The 16,678-nt window shown below is 48.3% G+C and carries 17 protein-coding genes and 1 tRNA gene; 7 read left to right on the forward strand and 11 right to left on the reverse strand.

Annotated features, from left to right (window positions below; translation table 11 throughout):
• Positions 1 to 44 precede the first annotated feature (44 nt).
• Together Q1M25_RS03295 and ppsA are read right to left on the reverse strand one after the other, a co-directional pair.
• On the reverse strand, positions 45 to 749 hold the full coding sequence (locus Q1M25_RS03295; RefSeq protein WP_300481731.1) for a peptidoglycan DD-metalloendopeptidase family protein: 705 nt from the start codon (positions 747 to 749) through the stop codon (positions 45 to 47).
• A gap of 270 nt (positions 750 to 1,019) precedes the next feature.
• Positions 1,020 to 3,404, reverse strand: coding sequence for a phosphoenolpyruvate synthase (gene ppsA, locus Q1M25_RS03300; RefSeq protein WP_300481734.1), 2,385 nt, complete (start codon positions 3,402 to 3,404; stop codon positions 1,020 to 1,022).
• 417 nt (positions 3,405 to 3,821) lie between these two features.
• Between ppsA and Q1M25_RS03305 the strand changes: the two genes are divergently transcribed.
• Positions 3,822 to 4,643 (forward strand): pyruvate, water dikinase regulatory protein, encoded by an 822-nt coding sequence (locus Q1M25_RS03305; RefSeq protein ID WP_300481737.1) that lies wholly within the window; start codon positions 3,822 to 3,824, stop codon positions 4,641 to 4,643.
• Positions 4,644 to 4,707: 64 nt separating this feature from the next.
• Here Q1M25_RS03305 and dcd read toward each other — a convergent pair whose 3' ends face one another.
• The 4 genes from dcd to Q1M25_RS03325 form a co-directional block, all read right to left on the reverse strand.
• Positions 4,708 to 5,274, reverse strand: coding sequence for a dCTP deaminase (dcd, locus tag Q1M25_RS03310; RefSeq protein ID WP_003680541.1), 567 nt, complete (start codon positions 5,272 to 5,274; stop codon positions 4,708 to 4,710).
• Between the two features lie 125 nt (positions 5,275 to 5,399).
• Positions 5,400 to 5,831 carry a hypothetical protein gene (locus Q1M25_RS03315; protein ID WP_300481741.1) on the reverse strand — a complete coding sequence of 144 codons (432 nt, stop codon included), beginning with the start codon at positions 5,829 to 5,831 and terminating at the stop codon, positions 5,400 to 5,402.
• 22 nt (positions 5,832 to 5,853) lie between these two features.
• Complete coding sequence (locus tag Q1M25_RS03320; protein WP_300481771.1) at positions 5,854 to 6,636, reverse strand: ADP-ribosylglycohydrolase family protein; 783 nt, start codon at positions 6,634 to 6,636, stop codon at positions 5,854 to 5,856.
• Positions 6,637 to 6,713: 77 nt separating this feature from the next.
• Complete coding sequence (locus Q1M25_RS03325; RefSeq protein WP_300481744.1) at positions 6,714 to 7,613, reverse strand: recombination-associated protein RdgC; 900 nt, start codon at positions 7,611 to 7,613, stop codon at positions 6,714 to 6,716.
• A gap of 133 nt (positions 7,614 to 7,746) precedes the next feature.
• Here Q1M25_RS03325 and Q1M25_RS03330 point away from each other — a divergent pair.
• Together Q1M25_RS03330 and serS are read left to right on the forward strand one after the other, a co-directional pair.
• A tRNA-Glu gene (locus tag Q1M25_RS03330) sits at positions 7,747 to 7,822 on the forward strand.
• A 125-nt stretch (positions 7,823 to 7,947) separates the two neighbouring features.
• A complete protein-coding gene (serS, locus tag Q1M25_RS03335; RefSeq protein WP_300481746.1) occupies positions 7,948 to 9,243 on the forward strand; it encodes a serine--tRNA ligase in 1,296 nt (431 codons plus the stop codon).
• Positions 9,244 to 9,308: 65 nt separating this feature from the next.
• On the opposite strand, the gene Q1M25_RS03340 is transcribed toward serS, so the two are convergent.
• The 3 genes from Q1M25_RS03340 to Q1M25_RS03350 all read right to left on the reverse strand — a co-directional run bounded on the left by Q1M25_RS03340 (position 9,309) and on the right by Q1M25_RS03350 (position 10,809).
• Complete coding sequence (locus tag Q1M25_RS03340) at positions 9,309 to 9,548, reverse strand: DUF333 domain-containing protein (RefSeq protein WP_300481748.1); 240 nt, start codon at positions 9,546 to 9,548, stop codon at positions 9,309 to 9,311.
• Between the two features lie 129 nt (positions 9,549 to 9,677).
• On the reverse strand, positions 9,678 to 10,481 hold the full coding sequence (locus tag Q1M25_RS03345) for a basic amino acid ABC transporter substrate-binding protein (RefSeq protein ID WP_300481750.1): 804 nt from the start codon (positions 10,479 to 10,481) through the stop codon (positions 9,678 to 9,680).
• A 76-nt stretch (positions 10,482 to 10,557) separates the two neighbouring features.
• Positions 10,558 to 10,809 (reverse strand): hypothetical protein, encoded by a 252-nt coding sequence (locus Q1M25_RS03350; protein WP_003680526.1) that lies wholly within the window; start codon positions 10,807 to 10,809, stop codon positions 10,558 to 10,560.
• A gap of 162 nt (positions 10,810 to 10,971) precedes the next feature.
• On the opposite strand from Q1M25_RS03350, the gene Q1M25_RS03355 reads away from it, so the two are divergent.
• The 4 genes from Q1M25_RS03355 (at position 10,972) to Q1M25_RS03370 (ending at position 14,063) form a co-directional block, all read left to right on the forward strand.
• Positions 10,972 to 11,772, forward strand: coding sequence for a hypothetical protein (locus Q1M25_RS03355; RefSeq protein WP_300481755.1), 801 nt, complete (start codon positions 10,972 to 10,974; stop codon positions 11,770 to 11,772).
• Between the two features lie 121 nt (positions 11,773 to 11,893).
• Positions 11,894 to 12,454, forward strand: coding sequence for a DUF3465 domain-containing protein (locus Q1M25_RS03360; RefSeq protein ID WP_300481758.1), 561 nt, complete (start codon positions 11,894 to 11,896; stop codon positions 12,452 to 12,454).
• A gap of 143 nt (positions 12,455 to 12,597) precedes the next feature.
• Entirely contained in the window at positions 12,598 to 13,767 is a 1,170-nt protein-coding gene (gene metZ, locus Q1M25_RS03365) for an O-succinylhomoserine sulfhydrylase (protein ID WP_300481760.1), read from the forward strand.
• Positions 13,768 to 13,856: 89 nt separating this feature from the next.
• Positions 13,857 to 14,063: a DUF2788 domain-containing protein gene (locus tag Q1M25_RS03370; RefSeq protein WP_300481763.1), complete on the forward strand. Its 207-nt coding sequence runs from the start codon at positions 13,857 to 13,859 to the stop codon at positions 14,061 to 14,063.
• Between the two features lie 66 nt (positions 14,064 to 14,129).
• On the opposite strand, the gene Q1M25_RS03375 is transcribed toward Q1M25_RS03370, so the two are convergent.
• Positions 14,130 to 14,921: a Cof-type HAD-IIB family hydrolase gene (locus Q1M25_RS03375; RefSeq protein ID WP_300481765.1), complete on the reverse strand. Its 792-nt coding sequence runs from the start codon at positions 14,919 to 14,921 to the stop codon at positions 14,130 to 14,132.
• 198 nt (positions 14,922 to 15,119) lie between these two features.
• On the reverse strand, positions 15,120 to 16,511 hold the full coding sequence (locus Q1M25_RS03380; protein ID WP_300481768.1) for a 3'-5' exonuclease family protein: 1,392 nt from the start codon (positions 16,509 to 16,511) through the stop codon (positions 15,120 to 15,122).
• Positions 16,512 to 16,678 lie beyond the last annotated feature (167 nt).

A 16,678-nucleotide genomic window follows, 5' to 3' on the forward strand; every position in this document is an offset into this window, starting at 1 on the left:
CCGTCTGAAATAATTTTGTTTCAGACGGCCTTTTGATTGAGGTATTAATTTGTTCTGGTCAAATAAGGCAGGGGATCGACTGCTTTGCCGTTTAGACGAACTTCAAAATGCAGCTTGACGCTGTCTGAATCGCTGCTGCCCATGGTGGCGATAACTTGACCTGCTTGGACTTTTTGATCTTTTTGTACCAAAAGCGTGTCGTTGTGGGCATAGGCGGTAATGGTGTATTCATTGTGGCTGATCAAAATCAGTTTGCCGTAACCGCGGACTTCTTCGCCAACATAGATGACGGTACCGGCTGCGGCGGAGCGGATTTGTTGGCCTTGCGTGCCTGCAATATCTATGCCTTTGCTGCTTGTGCCGTTGTAGCGTTGGATAATGGAGGATGAGGCGTTATCGGTCGGCCATTGCAAGCTTAACCGGTTGATTGGGGTAACGGCGGTTGCTTGGCGTTGCTGCGTAGCAGTATTGCGGGAGGCAACATGGCGGCGGACGCGCAATACTTGGCCGACTTCGATTTGTGAGGCGTTGGGAAGGTTATTCCATGCAACCAGTGTATTGACGTTTTGTCCGTAGCGTTTGGCAATTTGGGTCAGGGTATCGCCGGGGCGGACTTTGTAGTAGCCGTCGGGTACGGAGCGGTTGGAAAAAGTGTTGTTGCCGGCGCAGGCTGCTAAGACGGCAATGGTGCTGATGAGGGCCAGACGTTTTAAGGCCGTCTGAAAGGTGGAAATAAAATTTGTATTCATGGGTTGTTTCTAAATGTATCGTTATGCTGTGTATGATAGATAGGAAGAGTGAAAAAAGGTTCACTCAAAAGGCATGGGATAAAATGCGGAAAGGCAATATAGTACCATTGAGAATTTGTGGGTATGGCAGAATCTTTTTATATCTTTTTGATGTAAAATGACTTTTTTGAAAAGGTAAAAGAACGTGAAAGTTCTTTCAGACGGCATTGAATAAGGCAATAAAAATCCCCTGCCGAGATAGACGGGCAGGGGATTTTTGTCTCATCGAACTTATTTGTTCAATTCGTTAGCCAGATACAGCCAGGTTTCAATGACGGTATCAGGGTTGAGCGATACGCTTTCGATACCTTCTTCAACCAGCCATTTGGCAAAGTCCGGATGGTCTGACGGGCCTTGACCGCAAATGCCGACGTATTTGTTTTGTTTGCGGCAAGCAGAGATTGCCAAGTGCAACATCACTTTAACGGCAGGGTTGCGCTCGTCGAAGGAATCAGATACCAAACCGCTGTCACGGTCGAGGCCGAGTGTCAGCTGGGTCATGTCGTTAGAGCCGATGGAGAAGCCGTCGAAGTATTGCAGGAATTGTTCTGCCAATACCGCGTTGCTTGGCAATTCGCACATCATGATCAGGCGCAGACCGTTTTTGCCGCGTTCCAAACCATTTTCTTTCAGGGCTTTGACAACAGCTTCGGCTTCACCCAAAGTGCGGACGAATGGAATCATGATTTCGACGTTGGTCAAACCCATTTCATCGCGAACGCGTTTCAAGGCTTTGCACTCGAGTGCGAAGCAGTCTTTGAAGTTATCGGCTACATAACGCGCTGCACCACGGAAGCCCAACATTGGGTTTTCTTCGTGCGGTTCATAGATGCTGCCACCCACCAAGTTAGCGTACTCGTTGGATTTGAAGTCAGACATACGGACGATGGTTTTGCGTGGATAAACCGAAGCAGCCAAAGTTGCCACGCCTTCTGCGATTTTATCGACATAGAAGTCGACAGGAGAAGCGTAGCCGGCGATGCGGCGGGTAATTTCCGCTTTCAATTCGTCGTCTTGTTTGTCAAATTCCAACAAAGCTTTAGGGTGGATACCGATTTGACGGTTGATGATGAATTCCATACGTGCCAAGCCGATGCCTTCGCTAGGCAGGTTGGCGAAGCTGAATGCCAATTCAGGGTTACCAACGTTCATCATTACTTTTACAGGCGCTTTAGGCATGTTGTCCAAAGCAACATCGGTAATTTGTACGTCCAGCAGGCCGGAGTAGATGAAGCCGGTATCACCTTCGGCACAAGATACGGTAACTTCTTGGCCTTCAGACAGCAGATCGGTAGCGTCGCCACAACCTACAACAGCCGGAATACCCAATTCACGCGCGATAATCGCTGCGTGGCAGGTACGGCCGCCACGGTTGGTCACGATGGCAGAAGCACGTTTCATTACCGGTTCCCAATCCGGGTCGGTCATGTCGGTAACGAGTACGTCGCCTGCTTCAACGGAATCCATCTCGGAAGCATCTTTCACCAAGCGAACTTTACCTTGGCCAACTTTTTGACCGATGGCACGGCCTTCGCACAAGACAACTTTTTCGCCGGTGATGGAGAAGCGGCGCAGATTGCGGCTGCTGTCTTCTTGGGATTTCACGGTCTCAGGACGGGCTTGCAGGATGTAGAGTTTGCCGTCTAAACCGTCGCGGCCCCATTCGATGTCCATTGGGCGGCCGTAGTGTTTTTCGATGGTCAGCGCGTAATGAGCCAACTCGGTTACTTCGGCGTCGGTAATGGAGAAGCGTTGACGGTCTTCTGCAGGTACATCAACGTTGGTCACAGATTTACCGGCTTCGGCTTTGTCGGTAAAGATCATTTTGATTTGTTTCGAACCCATGGTTTTGCGTAGGATAGCCGGTTTGCCTGCTTTCAAAGTAGGTTTGAATACATAGAATTCGTCAGGGTTTACCGCGCCTTGTACGACGTTTTCGCCCAGGCCGTAAGAAGAGGTAACGAAAACGACTTGGTCGTAACCGGACTCGGTATCGATGGTGAACATCACACCGGACGCGCCGCTGTCGGAGCGCACCATGCGTTGTACGCCTGCAGAAAGGGCAACGATGTCGTGTTCGAAGCCTTTGTGGACACGGTAAGAAATGGCACGGTCGTTGTACAGGGAAGCGAATACATGGTGCATGGCTTCTTTAACGTTTTCCAATCCGTTGATGTTCAAGAAGGTTTCTTGTTGGCCGGCAAAAGAAGCATCCGGCAAGTCTTCTGCTGTTGCGGAAGAACGTACGGCAACGGAGATGTCCGCACCGCCGGCATCTGCAACCATTTTGTTCCAAGCTGTTTCGATTTCAGCATCCAGCTGCTCAGGGAACGGAGTATCCAAAATCCATTGACGGATTTCTTTACCCACGCGCGCCAACTCGGCAACGTCTTCAACATCCAGGTGTTTCAGGGCTTCGGAAATACGCTCGCTCAGACCATTGTGAGCTAGGAAAGCACGATAAGCTTCGGCTGTGGTTGCAAAACCGCCGGGAACGCGCACGCCTTTTTCAGTCAGTTGGCTGATCATTTCGCCCAAAGAGGCATTTTTACCGCCCACTCGCTCAACGTCAGTCATACGCAGGTTTTCAAACCAAATAACGTAGTTTTCGGCCATTTGTGTGTCCAATCCAATCCAAAAAATGTTAAAAAAGAAACAAATCCGCCTGCTTATTGTAGCCATTCGTTTGATGGCTGTCATGTGTTTTATCTTTTTAAAAATCACAAATTCGTCTGTGATATTGTGCTTTTCAGGCGTGTAGCCTTCTGAAATGTGAATATCAAATTCATGTTTTTACGTGTTATCTTCTTGTTAAATATGGAAAACAAAATAAGTTAATAAATTTGATAAACAAGATTTATTTTACAATTTTAGAATAAAATTCTATAAAATAGCAAAAAATAAAATTTTATGCCAATTTAAAAATTGTTCAAATTTGTTGTAATCCTGTGTAATCTATCGGGAATCGCTTTATTGCAAAGGCTGTAACTGCTATGATTGCCGTCTGAAACGTTACCCTCAAGAGGATTCATTATGACTGATCCACGCCAAGTCTTCTATATTTCCGACCGAACCGGCCTGACCGCTGAAAATATCGGTGAAGCCTTGCTGAACCAATTTGGCAATGTTGAGTTCAAACGCCATACCTATCCGTTTATCGATACGCCTGAAAAAGCGCGTGCTGTTGTAGACAAAGTCAGCCAGTCAGCTGAAAAATTCGGTGTGCGCCCGATTGCTTTTGTCAGTGTGGTCAATGACGAAATCCGTGAAATCATCAAGAAAGCCAATGCGTTCCATATTAATTTCTTTGAAACCTTTCTCGGTCTTTTGGAAAAGGAACTCAATACGGAGGCGGTTGCCGCCCAGCAGGGGCACCACAGTATCGGCAATACCCAACGCTATGATGCGCGTATGGAGGCGGTCAATTTTTCACTGAATCATGATGACGGCGTCAGCGATAAAAACCTGCAGGAAGCGGATGTGATTTTGATGGGCGTGTCTCGTTCGGGCAAAACGCCGACCTGTCTCTATCTGGCCCTGCAATACGGTATCCGCGCCGCAAACTATCCATTGATTCCCGATGATTTGGAATCGACCGATTTGCCGCGTATGGTCAAACCTTATAAAGACAAGCTGTTCGGCTTGACCATTCAACCTGAGCGTCTGCAGGCTATCCGTCATGAGCGCCGTCCTAATTCGACCTATGCCAAAATCGATACTTGCCGCAGCGAGATTGCCGATGCGCAAAATATGTTCAAACGCCACGGAGTGCCGTTTACCAATACAACGGATAAATCTGTGGAAGAACTCGCCGTTCATATCTTGCAGGCTTGTAAGTTGAAACGTCGTTTCTAAATGAAATGATAAAAGGCCGTCTGAAATTTCAGACGGCCTTTTTTTATTTTGTTATTTTGTATATTTAAGTCTTAGGCAGGGTAACACCGGTTTGTCCCATGTATTTGCCGTTGCGGTCTTTGTATGAAGTTTCGCAGACTTCATCGCTTTCAAAGAACAAGACTTGGGCCACGCCTTCGCCTGCATAGATTTTGGCAGGCAGGGGGGTGGTGTTGGAAAACTCAAGCGTAACGTAGCCTTCCCACTCAGGTTCGAATGGGGTAACGTTGACGATAATGCCGCAGCGTGCGTAGGTGGATTTGCCCAGGCAGACGGTCAGGACGTTGCGCGGGATGCGGAAATATTCGACTGTGCGCGCCAAAGCAAAGGAGTTGGGCGGAATGATGCAGCAGTCGTCTTCGACTGTAACGAAGTTTTTCGGGTCGAAATTTTTCGGGTCGACGATGGTGCTGTTGATATTGGTGAAGATTTTAAATTCATTGGCACAACGGATGTCGTAGCCGTAGCTGGATGTGCCGTAGGAGATGATGCGTTGGCCGTTGGCCTCTTTGATTTGGTTGGGCTCGAACGGTTCAATCATGCCGTGTTCTTCGGCCATGCGGCGTATCCATTTGTCGGATTTAATGCTCATGGTGGTTGTCCTGGGGTAAGGGTTGTTTGGAAATTTTTTGAAATCAACACAACAGCCTTTAGACAGGCTTGTCAATTGATGTTTCAGACGGCCTAAAAGCCGGATAAGGTCGTCTGAAAGGCTGTTTATTTGGTTTTGGACGCAGATTTCTTAGCCAGTTTGACTTCTTTAATCATACCGTCTTCGCATTTCATGATGAAGACGGGTGTGCCGTTTTGAGAAGCGGTAAAGTTTCCGTGTGCTTTGCCTTTTTTGAACACGCCCTCCAGCGTCATATTGCGTAATTTGGCGCTGTTGGAGGAGAAAGGTTCGATGAAGGTTTCGCTGTTGCCGGAAACGGTATATACGCCTTTGCCGTCAAATTTGCCGTTTTTAAAGGCTCCGACATAGCTGCGGCCGTCTTGGCATTTCCATGTGCCTTTGCCGGATGGTTTGCCGTCTTTGCCGACATCGCCATCGTAAACGCAACCTTTTTCCTGATAAGGATTGATGGTTTCGGCAATGGCAGGCGTACCCAGCATGAAGGCGATAGGGAGTAGGGCGAGGTATTTCATCATTCATTCCTTTTTGCAGGCAGTTTCAGACGGCCTGATATTGGGATTCAAAAGTCAGCAGGGTTTCAGCAATACGGCGTGGCAATATGGCTAAAGCGTGTTCGCGCATGGATGCAGGGATACTATGGTAGGCTTCGGCAATACTGCCGGTAATGGCTGCCAAGGTATCGCTGTCTCCGCCCAGGGAAACTGCCAGTCGGATGGCGTGTTCAAAATCATCGCTTTCAAGAAAGGCGGTAATCGCTTGAGGCACGGTTTCCTGGCAGCTTTCGTTGAAATGATAATGCGGGCGGATTTGGTCGCAACTTTGGCTCAAGTCGTAGCCGAATTGCCGTGTAATGTTTTCTTTGATTTGCGCTTTGCCGATGCCGGTACGCGCCCAAAAGATGGCGGCGGCTACGGCTTGTGCACCTTTAATGCCTTCCGGGTGGTTGTGCGTTACGGCGGCGGATTGTTCGGAAAAATGCAGGGTTTCTTCCAATGTGGCAAATGCCCAACCAACGGCCGAAACACGCATGGCCGAGCCGTTGCCCCAGCTATTATAAGGTTCTGGATCTTCCCATTCTATCCATTGTGAGAAGCGGCCGCCATATGCGCCTTTAGGGCAGGGATATGCCCTACACCAGCCTTGTAAAATAGAGGCTAAATTATCGTTACAGCCTTGTAAAACCCAGTCGGCAATGGCAACAGTGCAAATCGTGTCATCGGTAAAGTCGCTGTCGGGGCTGAAAATATCGAAATCGGTATGACGGTAGTTGTCAAACTCAAATCGTGATCCGGCAATATCGCCAATGACTGCGCCCAACATCATGACATCCTTTCTGATACTTCTATTTATATTTCAGACGGCCTTTGATATTCCCAATCGAAAGGCCGTCTGAAAAATTACTCTTGCCAGTCGCCTAAATAAGAAACCAGTTCTTCCAACATGGTGCTGATGGCTTCGGTCATCAGGATTTGTGAGGCAAAGGCGAGGCTGGCGGCATCGTCGCCGTTGCTTTCCGCTTCTTCTTGCAAAACGTCCAGATACTGGATGCGTTTGAGTGTAAAGTCTTGAGTGAGGATAAACGCGATTTGTTCGCGCCATACCAAGCCGAGTTGGGTAACGGTTTTGCCGTTTTTGACGTGTTGTACCACTTCATCGGCGGTCAGGTCTTGTTTGGAAACTTTGACGACCGGGACAACATCGCCTACGCCTTTGAGCTCGCAATCGCTGTCCAATTCAAAACCGCCTTCACAGTGGCCTTGCAGCAGCCAGCTGGTCATCAGGGAGGAGGGCGATTGTTTGGTGTTGGGCAGAGCGGCTTCCAAACCACCCAACGCTTCGCGCAGTTTGGTCAGGATATTTTCCGCTTTGGCAGATGCGGCATTGTTGACCAAAAGATACCCGTGGCGCGTGTCGAAAATCGCCTGTGTGCGGCTGCTGCGCGTAAAGGCACGGGGCAGCAGGTCGTCAGTAATCTGTTCTTTCAGTTCTTGTTTTTCCTTGCGGCCGACATTGCGCGCTTCGTTGTTTTGGATTTCCAAAACTTTTTCATCCAAAATATCGCGGATCACGCCGGCAGGCAGGACTTTTTCTTCTTTTTTCAGGGCCACGCGCCAAGTGTAATCGGCAGGGAAAACTAGCTCGGGCGAAAAGGAAACCGGCGTGGCAAAGCCTTCGCTAAACCAGTCCAAACCCTGACAATGGGCAAATTCGGATTGCGCCAATTTGTCGGCAAGGACTTCCAATTCGGGCAACTTGTCTTTGTTGAGCGGATAAAAACTGATTTGCTTAAACCACATGGCGAGTTTTCCTTTTTATTAAAACCGGCATTATACAGGGAAAATAACATACGGAAATCGGCAGCATCTTTAAAAATGCAGTAAAGGCGTTGACAGAAGAAAAGGCTTTCTGTATAGTTCGCGCTTCGGTTACGCGCCCATCGTCTAGAGGCCTAGGACACTGCCCTTTCACGGCGGCAACCGGGGTTCGAATCCCCGTGGGCGTGCCAAAATTCTTAAAAAACGCTCCTGCTTTTTGCAGGGGCGTTTTTTGTTTTCAGACGGCCTGTCGCTGTGAAAATATCTTTAAATTGGTTTACAATAATGCCATTCTGAATCTTAACGAGAGAAAACAATGTTAGACATCCAATTGCTCCGCAGCAATACCGCCGCAGTTGCCGAACGTTTGGCCACACGCGGTTATGAGTTTGATACTGCGCGTTTCAACGCTTTGGAAGAGCAACGCAAAGCCGTTCAAGTGAAAACAGAAGAGTTGCAGGCTTCGCGCAACAGTATTTCCAAACAAATCGGCGTGTTGAAAGGCCAAGGTAAACACGAAGAGGCTCAAGCTGCAATGGATCAGGTTGCCCAAATCAAAGCGGATTTGGAGCAGGCTGCCGCTGATTTGGATGCCGTTCAGAAAGAATTGGATGCTTGGTTGCTAAGTATCCCGAACCTGCCGCACGAAAGTGTGCCTGTCGGTAAAGACGAAACTGAAAACGTTGAGGTCCGCAAAGTCGGTACGCCGCGAGAATTTGACTTTAAAATCAAAGACCATGTTGATTTGGGCGAGCCTTTGGGCTTGGATTTCGAAGGCGGTGCGAAACTTTCCGGCGCGCGCTTTACTGTGATGAAAGGCCAAATCGCCCGTCTGCATCGCGCTTTGGCTCAGTTCATGCTGGACACGCACACGCTGAAACACGGCTATACCGAACATTACACGCCTTACATTGTGGACGATTTGACCCTGCAAGGTACGGGCCAGCTGCCTAAATTTGCAGAAGATTTGTTCCATGTTACCCGCGGCGGTGACGAGAGCAAGAAAACGCAATATCTGATTCCGACCGCCGAAGTAACGCTGACCAATACTGTTGCCGACAGCATCGTGGCCGGCAGCGATTTGCCGTTGAAATTGACTGCGCATTCACCATGTTTCCGCTCCGAAGCGGGCGCATACGGTAAAGACGTGCGCGGTTTGATTCGCCAACACCAATTCGACAAAGTGGAAATGGTGCAAATCGTTCATCCGGAAAAATCATACGAAGCGCTGGAAGAAATGGTCGGTCATGCTGAAAATATCTTGAAAGCGTTGGAACTGCCATACCGCGTGATCACTTTGTGTACCGGCGACATGGGTTTCGGTGCAACCAAAACCTACGACTTGGAAGTTTGGGTTCCTGCGCAAAATACTTATCGTGAGATTTCCAGCTGCTCCAACTGCGAAGATTTTCAAGCTCGCCGCATGAAAGCGCGTTTCAAAGATGAAAACGGTAAAAACCGTTTGGTACATACTTTGAACGGCTCAGGCTTGGCAGTCGGCCGTACTTTGGTGGCGGTATTGGAAAACCATCAAAATGCTGACGGCAGCATTAATGTTCCTGCCGCGTTGCAACCGTATATGGGCGGCGTGACCAAATTGGAAGTAAAATAATCGTTGTTTAAATAAAAAGGCCGTCTGAAACTTGGGTTCAGACGGCCTTTTCTATGATTGAGCAATTATTTGTTGTGCTGACGGAAATATTCCCATTCTTCAACGACTTTACCGTCAGGCAAGTGGCACACGCCGTATTCGCCACCGTCTTTGTCTTTTTTGATTTCGGATTTGCCTCCTTGTTTGACGCAGAATTCGGAAGCCGAATTGGCTGCGCCGAGGTTAGGAGATTCTTGTTTTTCAGAAGCGGAGCAGGCGGCCAAAGCAGTTGCGGCAGCCAGACTGAGGATAACGGGTTTGATCATGGCGCGTCTTTCATTTGAAGGATAAAAACAAGCGGATTATAGGGGGAGCTTGCGTTTAATGGCGTTAACCAGATTAAAGGCCGTCTGAAAACTTTTCAGACGGCCTTAAGTTTAGGAAGTCAAACCGGATTATTTGGCTGCTTCGGTTTTTTCGCCTTCTTTAGCAAAGTATTTGGCGTAAATTTTATCGTATTCGCCACTTTCGCGTACTTTTTTCAGCGCATCGTTCAACATTTTGATGGTTGCTTCGTCGCCTTTGCGTGCAGCGATACCGTAGTTTTCGATGGTGAAGTCAGGCAGGGAGATGAAATCCAAGCCTTTAGTCGGGTTGTTTTTCACATAGTTGGCAATAACCGCGCTGTCGCTGACGACGGAATCCAAACCGCCGTTTTCCAATTCTTTGATAATCAGGGGAACGCTTTCAAAGCGGGCAATTTTCGGATTGTCGTTGCCCAAGAGTTTGGAAACGGAGAAGTCGCCGGTGTATCCGGTTACCACGCCGACTTTGGCCATGTTTTTCAGGTCTTCGGAAGAAGCCACTTTTTTGCCTTTTGGAACGAGGATAACTTGAGTGATTTCAAAGTATGGATCGCTGAAGAGCATGCTTTGTTTGCGGTCGTCAGTGATGGTTACGCCGGACATTACGATGTCCACGTCGCCGTTGTTCAGAGAAGGGAAGAGGCTTTCCCATGGCTGGTGTTTGAATTCGACTTTGAAGTTGCCGGCTTTGGCCATAGCATTCATCAAATCTACGTCAAAACCTTCTACTTTGCCGGCAGAATCCAAAGATTCAAATGGGGCAAACTCGGCGTTAGAGCCGACACGGTACACTTTATCGGCAGGAGCAGAGGCATTGTTGCTTTGACCGCCGCAGGCAGTCAGGGCAAGAGCGGAACAAGCGAGGGCAGTGGCCAGCCATTTTTTCATGTTCATGATATGTGCTTTCTTAATAAAATGTTAACGGATAAAATCTTAGTTTAGCATAATTTTGTGAACAAACTAGCTGAAATTAGTGGTCTTTTTCTCGGAAAAATGCGTAGGTTACGTCATGGAAGAGGTCGGTGTGCGGGCTGTCTTCGTAGCTCAATTCCGCCAACGCGTCTTCAAAGGCAAGCTGGATGGATTCTACGGCATCGTTGGCCATGTCGGAGGGCAGGGAGCGGATGAGGCCTTTGAGTGCGGTGGCGAGGACGTGGTTTTGCATACGCAAAGCGTCGTTGGCCTCTTCCAGATATTCGAGGCGTTGTTCGATGCTGCTCATGATGTATCCTTGAGTATTAAATAAAATAGTGATTATATAGCGAATTAATATTAAAATGTGACGCTTGCGCCGGCTTGCCGGATATGTCCAACCATCGGCCGTATTTCAAGTGATTTTAGGTTTGAATGCGGTTCACAATAAAAATGAAAAAACGAGATTATTATGGAAAACAACCGTCTTGACCCCGCAGCCTTCGAGGAAGAAGACCTGAATTGGGAAAAACGCCTGGAAAGATTGCGTCAGGCACGACAATTCAATACTGCACCGACTCATGCGCCATTGGTCAAAAAATCGGACGACGCTGTCGATACTGCGCCCAAAACCGCGTCTAAAAAAGAATATAAATTGGATGCAGGCAATCGTGAAAAAGTATTGGAAGAATATTTGTACCGTTGGCAGCTTGAACACAATACTGCTTTGGCCGACGATGGCGAAGCAGTGGAAACCGATGCGATGGTGGTTTTGCAGGACAACTGGATGAGCGCGCAATCGGCATTGCAGGCCGCGGCTTCAGAGCGTCATATCGAATCAACGCGAACCGTCAGACTAAATCCGAAATCGGGTGCCGTAGATTTTGATGCGCCTGAAGTGGAAGAAACTGAAAAACCGGAAAATGATGATGCGGAAGCGGCTGAAGAGGCGGTTTCAGACGGCCTTGAACAAGAACCGGCCATCAATGTCCATATCAATGTATTGAACCCTCAAGCAATTGGCCGTCGGCAAGTATTCTGCGTTTCTGAAAAAGATTTGACCGAGCGTCTGATTAAGCGTTTGCGTCCCCATGTGGCTGATGCGGTCAACGGCATGATTCGGATTGCCGTGCAAAAACAAATGGCCTTGTTCACTTACCAGTTGCAGCAAATGCTGAACGAGCAGGCGCCGGGCTTGGTGGAAGATGTATTGGAACACAACGTCAAACGTATTTTGGACGATATGAAAACTGAAATGAAATACCGCCGTTGAGTATCCAGGCCGTCTGAAAAGTTTCAGACGGCCTTCGGCGTAAAATTCCCTTAAAATTTTACGAAGCGTGTATAATAGCAGCTCACGTTTTCGTGATAAATATCCTTTCTAAATAGTTGATATGCCCGATGCAGAATCGGGCATTTTTTTTGAGATTGTTATGAATAAAAATAAAATCATTGTATTGCTGATTGCTTTGGTTGCCGTATTTGCCTATAACAAAATGCAAAACAAGCAGCCACTACAATCGCAGAATCAGCAGAAAATAGAAACCGTTCAAAAACAAAATAATGCGGGCGGAGAAAACGCCGATACGGCTCAACAGCAAACCGGTTTGGGCAAACAATCGGCAGAAGCGGTTTTGAAACAGGCGTTTGAAAACGAACAAAGCGATATTCAGGTTGAGGGCGAGGGCACGGTATGGAAAACACTCCCGGATGACAACAAAGGCACGCGCCATCAACGCTTTATCTTGAAGCTCTCCAGCGGTCAGACGCTTTTGGTGGCACACAATATCGACCTTGCCGATAAGATTAAGGGTTTGAAAAAAGGCGATAAAGTAGCGTTTTACGGCGAATACGAATGGTCTGAGCAGGGCGGCGTTATCCATTGGACGCACCATGACCCGTCAGGTCGGCATACTGACGGCTGGTTGAAACACGATGGCCGCCTTTATCAGTAAAAACGGTTTTCCTGTTTTTTCAGACGGCCCGAAACACGGCCTTCGGCTTGAAAGATGGTAGAAATCGGCGCAAAATGTTAATAAGTTAAACAGACGGAAAAAATTGTTCCGTCCATTGGAATACACAGTAGATTGGAGAATAAATGAACAAAAAACTTCATCCGCAAACGCTGGCCATCCGGGGCGGCAAAGAGCAGACCGAATATCGCGAACACAATCAGGCGCTGTTTTTGACCAGCAGCTTCATGTGGGAAAGCGCGCAACATGCGGCAGATTTGTTTTCCAAAAAAATTAAAGGTTTTACCTATACCCGTACAGCCAATCCGACTACTGCCGCTTTTGAAAAACGCATTGCCGCATTGGAAGGCGCAGAGCGTGCGGTAGCCACTTCGACCGGTATGTCCGCGATTCAGGCAGCGTTTTTTACCTTCTTGCAAGCCGGTGACCACGTTGTTTCCAGCCGCAGCCTGTTTGGTACAACTGTCGGTTTCATCAATAACATCGTTACCAAGTTCGGCATCGAAGTCAGCCATGTATCGCCGGTTGATGTAGATGAATGGAAAGCTGCCATCAAGCCCAATACCAAACTGTTTTTCTTGGAAACTCCGTCCAATCCATTGGGCGAAGTTGCCGATTTGGAAGTGCTGGCTGAACTGGCACACAGCATTGGCGCGCTTTTGGTGGTGGACAATAGCCTCTTATCGCCAGCAGGTTCGCAGCCTTTGAAACACGGTGCGGATATTTCCGTGTCTTCTGCCACTAAAGCGATTGACGGCCACGGCCGCGTGATGGGTGGCGTGTTGGCCGGTTCGGAAGAGCTGATGACGCAAGTTGCCATATATTGCAACTCTTGCGGTTTGGCGATGTCTCCGTTTAACGCATGGCAGCTGTTAAGCGGCGTGGAAACTCTGTCGCTGCGTATGGAAAAACAATACGACAATGCGCTGAAAATCGCGCAATGGTTGAAAGAGCAACCGCAAGTCCAAGCCGTGTACTACACCGGTTTGCCCGACCATCCGCAGGCAGAGCTTATCCGCAAGCAACAAAACGGTGGCGGCATCGTCATCGGCTTTGAAGTCGCCGACCAAGAAGCCGCATGGAAAGTCGTGGACGGCGTGGAGCTTTTCTCCCGTACTGCCAACCTCGGCGATGTGCGCTCGACCATCACCCATCCGTGGACAACCACGCACGGCCGTATGCAGCCTGAAGAAAAACTCGCCGCCAATATCCGCCCGGGCTTGATCCGTCTCTCTGTCGGTTTGGAATACGTTGACGATTTGATTGAAGATTTGAAACAAGCATTGAACAAATAATCTAAAAACAAATTTCAGACGGCCTTAAATTTTAATAGGCCGTCTGAAAGCAATTAAACACACATCTTAAGAATAAAAGGAAAAAAATAATGACTGAAGCAGAATTCGCCTCGTGGGCAATGAAAATCCTCCTCACCGGCCTGATTATCTTTTTGGGCTTTATCGTTTGGAACTTGGGTAAAGAATCCAAAGCCGGCAAATTCGGCATCGCCATGCTCTTCTTGGTTTTGGGCTTGGGTGTGTTTGGATTCGTATTTAAAGAGTTGCTGATTAGCTTTTTGGTATTGCCAAAGTAAGCAGAAAGTTTATAGATAGAACAAGGCCGTCTGAAAAAATGTTCAGACGGCCTTTTGATTTGAAATTTAAATTACGCCCAATTCTTGTAAGCCGCGCAATACGCCGTCTTCATCAACACTTGGGCAGACGAATTGTGCGGCAGCTTTGGCTGCTTCTTCGCCATTGCCCATGGCAACGCCAAATCCGACGGTTGACAGCATTTCCAAGTCGTTGAAGCTGTCGCCGAATGCCATTATTTTGCTCATATCAATCCCCAGTTTTTCCACTGCGTGGGCGATGCCGCGTGCTTTTGAACCTTCTTTGCGCAGCAGGTCCACGGCATATTCATGCCAGCGGACGGATTTGAAGCCGTGTTGCTGGGTTAGTGGGTGCAGGATTTTTTCTTCTTCCTTATCCACAAAGACCAACATTTGATAAACAGGCTGTTTGCGGAAATATTCTTTGTCCGTCAGGAAGTTGGGCAGGATATGCGATAAGCCTTCGACAACGCGCGGCGAATGGGAGGAAACGGCAATTTCTTGGTTGTTGACGAATGCGTAGTCTATTTTGTGTTGTTCAAGTAGGTTGATGGCGGTTTCGATGTCGGCAATGTCCAAAGGGTAGCTTTGCAGGGGTTTGCCGCGAAAGGAAATATATTGGCCGTTGATGGTAACGAGCATGTCGATACCGCATTCTTGAATCAAGGCTTTGACTTTGGCGGGAATGGCGGCTTCCGGACGGCCGGTGGCAATGGCAGTTAAAATGCCTTTGGCTTTTAATGCGCGCATGGCTTGGGCAACCGAAGGACGTAAGGTATCCGAGTATTTTCGGTAGAGGGTGTCGTCGATGTCAAAGAAGATGATTTCAGGATTGTTCATGGTTCACTCGTTGGGCTGGGTATACACAGCTTTCATTGAAAATTGTGTGAACAGCTTGTGTATAAATTGGTTTAGTATTTGATTGCTATTATAAAAATAAGTTCTGATTAAAATTTAGGCAGAGTTTTATTTTGAGAATAAAGCGGAAAGTTATTCACAATAGGCCGTCTGAAAATTTGGTTTTCAGACGGCCTTGTTTTAAGCAATCAAACGGATATTTTCTTTGTCTTGCCTGAATTTGTTTTTAATCACGATAGGCAGGCTGCTGTCGAAATACCAGCTTCCATCAGGCAATGCCAACGCGCCGCCGGCGCAGAGCAGGGTAATGCTGTTTCCGGTCAGGGGGTCGGTTTCGGTAATTTCAATTTCGTGCGCTTTGCCCCAATCGGTTACAGGGAGTAGGGCGGCAAGCTCGGCAATGCGTTGATTTTGATGTTTGATGCCGTTTGGCTGGCGACAGTTGCCATTGCATTTTCCGACGGCCTCGACAGGGCAGGGTTCTCCCTTTGCGTAGCTGGTCGGCAAAATATTAAGCGAATCCGGGCAGAGTCTGTGTTCTTGTGACCATTGCGTCAAAGCGCGTTTGGCTGCTTTTTTGTGGGCAAACAAACCGTAAGGACGCCAGTTTTTGGTGCCGCTGTTTAACAAGACAATGCGTGCTTGAAGGCTGCCGTGTTCGTCAGCGATAAAGCGGACGGTAGAAAACGATGTGGACTTTTCAGACGGCATCAGTTGGTATTCCTGCATGGTCTGGGCTTTGAGCCATAATGTATGAAGCTGTCCGACTGCCGGAATAAAACGGATGGAGGCTGCGGCTTTGATGTGCGGCGGCAGTTTTTTGATGTGCAGCAGGGTGGCGGTTTCACTGTATGCGCGTTCGTGTGCTTCAATGGCTTGGGCTTTGCCGAAATGGTCAAACCAAACCAATACGCCGTAACTGTCGGGTAGGGCATAGAGCTGTTGGGCGAGCGAATCAGGCAGCCAAGTGGGCAACATTTTCGGATTCATCAATACACGGACGTGTTCGTCCCATTGTTGATGATTTTTTTCTGCCAGACTTAATTCGAGATAATCACACAATGCGGCAACATCAGTCATGGCGCGGTGGCGGTTGGCCGTCTGAATGCCGGTGCGTTCGATAATGCTGTCGAGGCTGTGTTTGTAAAACTCAGGATACAGGCGGCGCGACAATTGAACCGTACAGAGCGAGGGTGCGGCAAAGTCAGTATGGATACGGGCAAACTCGTGGCGCAGGAAGGTGTAGTCAAAGCGGCTGTTGTGGGCAACAACCACAGCACCTTGCAATAGCGGCAACAAATCGGCTGCAATATCGGCAAAGACAGGCGCGTTTTTCACTGTTTCATCATGAATCCCGGTCAGTCTGGCAACAAATTCGGGAATGCTGCGGCAAGGATTGACCAATTGCTCGTAATGTGTGGTGCGTCCTTGCTCAAAACGAACAAGGGCAACTTCCGTTATCCTGTCTTGATAGAAATTTCCACCGGTCGTCTCCAAATCCACCACGACCACAGGCCGTCCCAAACGGGAAAATGCTTCGGATAAGAGCGGCCAGCGTACGAAATCTGACATTTTATTCTCTGTAAATTCAATAGCAAATGCGCATTTTACACGCTGTCTGCAAGTTTTCCAAATAAAACGCTTGACAGTAAACAGCCCTCTCTTTATAATTCAAATCTTTCTTGATGCACCCGTAGCTCAGTTGGATAGAGTATCTGGCTACGAACCAGAGGGTCGGG

The organism is uncultured Neisseria sp. (assembly GCF_951230505.1).
Taxonomy (GTDB): domain Bacteria; phylum Pseudomonadota; class Gammaproteobacteria; order Burkholderiales; family Neisseriaceae; genus Neisseria.

Coding starts and splice junctions, on each gene's coding strand:
- Q1M25_RS03295 (WP_300481731.1), bottom strand. CDS start 749: ATGAATACAAATTTTATTTCCACCTTTCAGACGGCCTTAAAACGTCTG.
- ppsA (WP_300481734.1), bottom strand. CDS start 3,404: ATGGCCGAAAACTACGTTATTTGGTTTGAAAACCTGCGTATGACTGAC.
- Q1M25_RS03305 (WP_300481737.1), top strand. CDS start 3,822: ATGACTGATCCACGCCAAGTCTTCTATATTTCCGACCGAACCGGCCTG.
- dcd (WP_003680541.1), bottom strand. CDS start 5,274: ATGAGCATTAAATCCGACAAATGGATACGCCGCATGGCCGAAGAACAC.
- Q1M25_RS03315 (WP_300481741.1), bottom strand. CDS start 5,831: ATGATGAAATACCTCGCCCTACTCCCTATCGCCTTCATGCTGGGTACG.
- Q1M25_RS03320 (WP_300481771.1), bottom strand. CDS start 6,636: ATGTTGGGCGCAGTCATTGGCGATATTGCCGGATCACGATTTGAGTTT.
- Q1M25_RS03325 (WP_300481744.1), bottom strand. CDS start 7,613: ATGTGGTTTAAGCAAATCAGTTTTTATCCGCTCAACAAAGACAAGTTG.
- serS (WP_300481746.1), top strand. CDS start 7,948: ATGTTAGACATCCAATTGCTCCGCAGCAATACCGCCGCAGTTGCCGAA.
- Q1M25_RS03340 (WP_300481748.1), bottom strand. CDS start 9,548: ATGATCAAACCCGTTATCCTCAGTCTGGCTGCCGCAACTGCTTTGGCC.
- Q1M25_RS03345 (WP_300481750.1), bottom strand. CDS start 10,481: ATGAACATGAAAAAATGGCTGGCCACTGCCCTCGCTTGTTCCGCTCTT.
- Q1M25_RS03350 (WP_003680526.1), bottom strand. CDS start 10,809: ATGAGCAGCATCGAACAACGCCTCGAATATCTGGAAGAGGCCAACGAC.
- Q1M25_RS03355 (WP_300481755.1), top strand. CDS start 10,972: ATGGAAAACAACCGTCTTGACCCCGCAGCCTTCGAGGAAGAAGACCTG.
- Q1M25_RS03360 (WP_300481758.1), top strand. CDS start 11,894: ATGCCCGATGCAGAATCGGGCATTTTTTTTGAGATTGTTATGAATAAA.
- metZ (WP_300481760.1), top strand. CDS start 12,598: ATGAACAAAAAACTTCATCCGCAAACGCTGGCCATCCGGGGCGGCAAA.
- Q1M25_RS03370 (WP_300481763.1), top strand. CDS start 13,857: ATGACTGAAGCAGAATTCGCCTCGTGGGCAATGAAAATCCTCCTCACC.
- Q1M25_RS03375 (WP_300481765.1), bottom strand. CDS start 14,921: ATGAACAATCCTGAAATCATCTTCTTTGACATCGACGACACCCTCTAC.
- Q1M25_RS03380 (WP_300481768.1), bottom strand. CDS start 16,511: ATGTCAGATTTCGTACGCTGGCCGCTCTTATCCGAAGCATTTTCCCGT.